The 4,971-nt window shown below is 43.8% G+C and carries 4 protein-coding genes; 3 read left to right on the top strand and 1 reads right to left on the bottom strand.

Annotated features, from left to right (window positions below; all coding sequences use genetic code 11):
- Positions 1 to 186: 186 nt before the first annotated feature.
- Entirely contained in the window at positions 187 to 783 is a 597-nt protein-coding gene (locus L0G63_RS13385) for a cob(I)yrinic acid a,c-diamide adenosyltransferase (RefSeq protein WP_301451100.1), read from the top strand.
- Between the two features lie 146 nt (positions 784 to 929).
- On the opposite strand, the gene L0G63_RS13380 is transcribed toward L0G63_RS13385, so the two are convergent.
- The gene (locus L0G63_RS13380) at positions 930 to 1,877 is read right to left on the bottom strand and encodes a hypothetical protein (protein ID WP_301451099.1); all 948 of its coding nucleotides are present in this window, start codon (positions 1,875 to 1,877) and stop codon (positions 930 to 932) included.
- 357 nt (positions 1,878 to 2,234) lie between these two features.
- Between L0G63_RS13380 and L0G63_RS13375 the strand changes: the two genes are divergently transcribed.
- Complete coding sequence (locus tag L0G63_RS13375; RefSeq protein WP_301451098.1) at positions 2,235 to 2,963, top strand: glycerophosphodiester phosphodiesterase; 729 nt, start codon at positions 2,235 to 2,237, stop codon at positions 2,961 to 2,963.
- A gap of 467 nt (positions 2,964 to 3,430) precedes the next feature.
- A complete protein-coding gene (locus L0G63_RS13370) occupies positions 3,431 to 4,609 on the top strand; it encodes a fatty acid desaturase (RefSeq protein ID WP_301451101.1) in 1,179 nt (392 codons plus the stop codon).
- Positions 4,610 to 4,971 lie beyond the last annotated feature (362 nt).

The raw sequence follows: 4,971 nt of genomic DNA, 5'->3' as shown, positions 1-4,971 counted from the left end.
GCCTAAAAAATAGTCGCTGTCAGTGCCATGGTCGAATGTTCAACACGCCCTATAATGTTGAAAATTAGATATCGCTCAGATCGCAATATAAAACATAACCCGTTATCTTAGCGAAAACAGGCGTAAAATACTACAATGAGCATGCACCTCGCATTATTCAACAATAAAACCACTAAGGATTAAAAGATGGGCAATCGATTAAGCAAAATATACACGCGCACTGGAGATGACGGCAGTACTGGTATGGCTGATGGCAGTCGCCTTAGCAAAGCTGACAAACTGTTCGATGTTATGGGTGATATCGATGAGCTTAACTCACACATTGGACTGGTACGCGCTCAATTACAGAAAAATAAAGGCCAATCTATCAGCAAAGATGTCTCTCAAGCCTTAGTGATTATCCAGCACCTACTCTTCAATATCGGTGGTGAGCTTGCCATGCCAGAATACGAAGGGGTTAATGCCACCCATATCGAGTGGCTAGAGCAACAAATCGATATGATGAATACCACCTTGCCACCGCTCAAAGACTTTATTTTGCCTACAGGATCTGTACTGGTCAGCCAGTTGCATGTCGCACGTAGTGTGTGTCGCCGAGCGGAGCGCCAAGCCGTCTCTTTGCAAAAGCAGCGCCCATCTGCGATACGTGGTACCGCTATCAGCTTTATCAATCGTCTGTCTGATTGGCTGTTTGTCGCCGCACGATTTTGTACAGATCCCGAACAAGTCTCTGAAGTACTATGGGACAGTCAAGTTTTGCAACACTTCGCTGACAATCGCTAGTGAGTCAAACCCAATCTTACTAGCACTTTCTAAACTGGGTTGATTTTTCGCTGATAAAAACCCCGCAACATGAGTGCTGCGGGGGTTTTTACTATTTAATAGTATGTATTAACTACCGACTACTAATTATTCATAGAATGGCAAAATTAATAAGTGGCACTGTCATCTTCAATGATGACCATATCTATGGTTTCATCTTTAGGTACTGCTTTTGGCGTCGCTGGTGTTGCAGGTTTTTTGGTATCCGTATTCGTCGTAGCCGCTGCTTGGTTGTTTGACGATGAACTGCTTTGGTCATTGGTAGGATTATTGATGGTTGGCGGCGTCGCAGGTTCAGTAGGACGAATCGGCTCAACTGGCGTTACAGTTCTTGACTGCTGGCGCGCGGGTACGGTTTGGTTGTCATTGTTTTGGGCAGCTGCACGGCGCTCAGCACGCTGCTCATCCATGGCAGCTTTGAATGCCGAACCCGCCATTACGTCTGCGACTACGGTAATCAGCGCTGGCTGTCCAGCGATACGCGTACGTACCTGCCCGCCTTGAGTACCCACAACATAAGTGAAGACATCATCCACGAGCATGTTATTATTGATACGGATATTGTCCTGCGCCAAACGAGATTGCAGACTTGGCTGATTATTCGCCGCTTGAACCTGACTGGCTTGATACAAGTCTTCACTTGGCAGTGTCATGCTGACACTTGCTTGACAAGTGGTCATGCCATTGTCATTCGCTTTTTGTAGTATGGCAGCATTTTGTACATCAATAACGACACCATTGGTTTTTTCAGTGACAACGCCGCTTTGTAGGCTAATTTCAGCGTCATTGGCATAATTGGCAGCCAATGCTTGCGCTTGTTGATTGATGGTGTTTTCTAGCGCATTTTTTAGACGATCTTGCACCATTGGGTCATCACAACTGACTGCAGGCGCCACATCGCTTTCAACCACGGCGGGCTCTTGCTCTGTCATCTCTGATGTATCAGCAGCATCTTCGTTTTCTGAGCGATCACAGCCTGCAAGCGCCAAACCACATACGATTCCAATTCCAGCCACTTTATGCCACTTGCTCAAACTTATATTTGCTACGCTCATATTTACTTTACTCCCAATTTACAGGTTCTTACCGCCACTGATGGACAGTGTTTAACACTCAAACTGCATGGCAGACTTATAAAACAATGGTGTCATTAACGGTCTGCGATAGATTTGAAAACCACATCATTATACGGTGTTTGGTTGAAATGGTCATTAGTGTAGCCTATGGATATACAAATAGTGCCCCTGATTGTAGGTAAAACCTGCCTTTGGTTGCAAAAACATAACAAATACTAGAAAGCCAGCCGCTGCAACCACAGATATAACACCTAACGACTGAGGCACAGATTTTATTAGACGCTGATGCTGCGACCCTATATGATGGCTCATAAAGTCAGTCAGTAATCCTTTGATATGATCAATCTTAAAAACACGCGTTTATTGGGCCATCGCGGCGCTCGAGGCGAGAGCCTAGAGAACACTTTTTCAGGCTTCGAGTACTCTCAACACTTAGCGCCAAAAGGTTTGTCAGGGGTTGAGTTTGATATCCAGCTGAGCGCTGATGGTCATTTGATTGTGTTTCATGATGATAATTTAGAGCGTATGTGTGGTCAACAGTCCCGTGTTGATCAGCTCGGGCTCACAGAGATTCAATGCCGTTTGCAGTTTGGGCAGCCAATTATGACCTTGGCCAATATTTTGCCTGCGCTAAAAGGGTTTCGAATTATTGAGCTTGAGATCAAAACGCACAATCGCACCAATTATGCGGTGTTGGTCGAAGCACTTGCGCAAGCATTTATAAGTACGCCGCTTGCTACATTGCCTGTTGTGCTAACGAGTTTTGATGTGGAGCTACACAATCGGTTACAACGTCACAAACTGCTGTCTTGTATGCCGCGCGGGTTGCTTATTCGTACGTCAGATGCCTTGGCAAAAGCGACATACACTGCCCTACAGCTTGGCTGCGTTCAATTGGGTATCCATTATCCGCTTTTAACCCAAGCGATTATCAAGCACAGTCACCGTTACGGGCTACCCGTGAGTGCTTGGACGGTTAATGATATTGATACCATTGAGCAGCTCATAAAATGGGAGACAGACGTGATTATTACCGACTTTCCCAGTCAACTACTATTACGTTAAGCCATTTGGGTGTTTATGACTGTTTAGTCCAGCTTCTTTGGCTTTTATAGCGCCTACATTTATCCCCTGTTGCTTACACTTTCCCCTCACACCCGATAAGTCATCGATATTTTTGACTCATACGTTCTATAATTTATACAAGTTATTGTTATTTAGCAATATTTTTATAGTGTATAAGTGTTCACTTTATACGTATTTTAAGGTACTATGGGTACTTAGATTAATACCGTTAAGGATATTATATGATTGCAAAAAAAGCACTTGGCTTACCGCTTAAAGGCTTACGTTTCGCTATCAAATCTGGCGATACCCTCGTTAAGAGCGCCAGTACTCAAGTAACGCGTTTCAAGACTCGTTTTGACGAAAAGAAAGCGCAAATGGCCCTTAATGAGCAGCCTACGACAAAACGTAGCTATGCTAACGCTTCTGAGCAAACGGATGTTCTTACAAAAGAGCAAAGCATTGATATGCGTGAGTTTGAATTCAAAAAAGCGCCAATCAACTGGATTCCAGCGACTATTTTGGTAACGACGCCGATTGCTGCTGCTATCATTACACCATGGTATTTGTTTACTCATGATGTAAGCGCCCCTGTTTGGGGTGTATTTGGTGCCTTTATGGTATGGACTGGCATTAGTATCACCGCTGGTTATCATCGCCTGTTGGCACACCGTGCTTACAAAGCGCATCCAATCGTCAAAAACTTTTTATTGCTAGGATCTACCCTAGCGGTACAAGGGTCTGCATTTGACTGGGTTTCAGGTCACCGTGTTCATCATCGTCATGTCGATGATGTGATGGACGATCCGTACTCGGCAAAACGCGGGTTCTGGTTCAGCCATATCGGCTGGATGCTACGTAACTATCCTAGCGGCAACTTTGACTACAAAAATATTCCTGACTTGACCAAAGACAAAGTCCTACAGGTACAGCATAAATACTATGGCCTATGGGTACTAGCCACTAATGTTGGTTTGGTGGCGGCTATTGGTTGGTTGTTGGGTGATGTTTGGGGCACGTTTGTGTTGGCAGGTTTGCTGCGCTTGGTATTGACGCATCACTTTACTTTCTTCATTAACTCATTGTGTCATATGTTTGGTAGCCGTCCTTATACAGATACCAACACTGCCCGTGATAACTTCATTTTAGCGATATTTACATGGGGTGAGGGTTATCACAACTATCATCACTTCTTCCAGTACGACTATCGTAATGGCGTAAAATGGTGGCAGTATGATCCAACCAAATGGTTGATTGCTGGCTTATCAAAACTTGGGTTGACCTCTGATCTGCGCACGGTCGATGATACGACCATCAAGCATGCCGAAGTTCAAATGCAATTTAAAGCAGCTCAGCAGAAAATCGATACCGCGACTGGTGGCGGTATTGACTTAACTCATGCGATGAAGAGCTTCCAAGATCGCATTAAGTTTGAATATGATGCCTTTACGCAGACAGTTGAAGAGTGGCAAACGCTAAAAGCAAAAACAATTGAACTTAAAAAGACAGAGTTCGCTGATCGCTTGCACGAGGCTGATGATAAGCTCAAGCATGATTATGCTAAGATTGAACAAAAAATTCTTGAGCATAATAATAACTTAAAGAATGCTTTTCGCTCTATTGGTATCAGCAAAAAAGCCGCCTAACTGGTTTTTATAAGCTATCGTAATTTTCAGGTTTCTCCTTCCCTCTATCTGCCCTAGATAGGGGGATTTTTTTATGATTTATCGCTTATGTCACCACGTCTACTTCTAGTGATTTTATGATGACAATTAATGGTGAAATAGATAGACTCAATTGTCGCGCGCGCCAGCTTAGCGGCAGTAATCATTCATCAAATTCAGTGTATCCACAGTAGATGGTTTTGTTTTTTAGCTTGATATTACAAGAGACGGACAGAGTGCAACGACGCTCTATGAGTGCTGTGTTATAGTGACACTCTTACTTTTATATTCTTAGATTAACACACCAAGTGCAACGCTAATTAATATTATAGAACGCCTGCATA

The organism is Psychrobacter sp. (assembly GCF_030454045.1).
GTDB lineage: Bacteria > Pseudomonadota > Gammaproteobacteria > Pseudomonadales > Moraxellaceae > Psychrobacter.
The sequence above is the reverse complement of the archived record's forward strand: the minus strand, read 5'-3'. Positions and strand labels throughout refer to the sequence as shown.

Coding starts and splice junctions, on each gene's coding strand:
- L0G63_RS13385 (WP_301451100.1), top strand. CDS start 187: ATGGGCAATCGATTAAGCAAAATATACACGCGCACTGGAGATGACGGC.
- L0G63_RS13375 (WP_301451098.1), top strand. CDS start 2,235: ATGATCAATCTTAAAAACACGCGTTTATTGGGCCATCGCGGCGCTCGA.
- L0G63_RS13370 (WP_301451101.1), top strand. CDS start 3,431: ATGCGTGAGTTTGAATTCAAAAAAGCGCCAATCAACTGGATTCCAGCG.
- L0G63_RS13380 (WP_301451099.1), bottom strand. CDS start 1,877: ATGAGCGTAGCAAATATAAGTTTGAGCAAGTGGCATAAAGTGGCTGGA.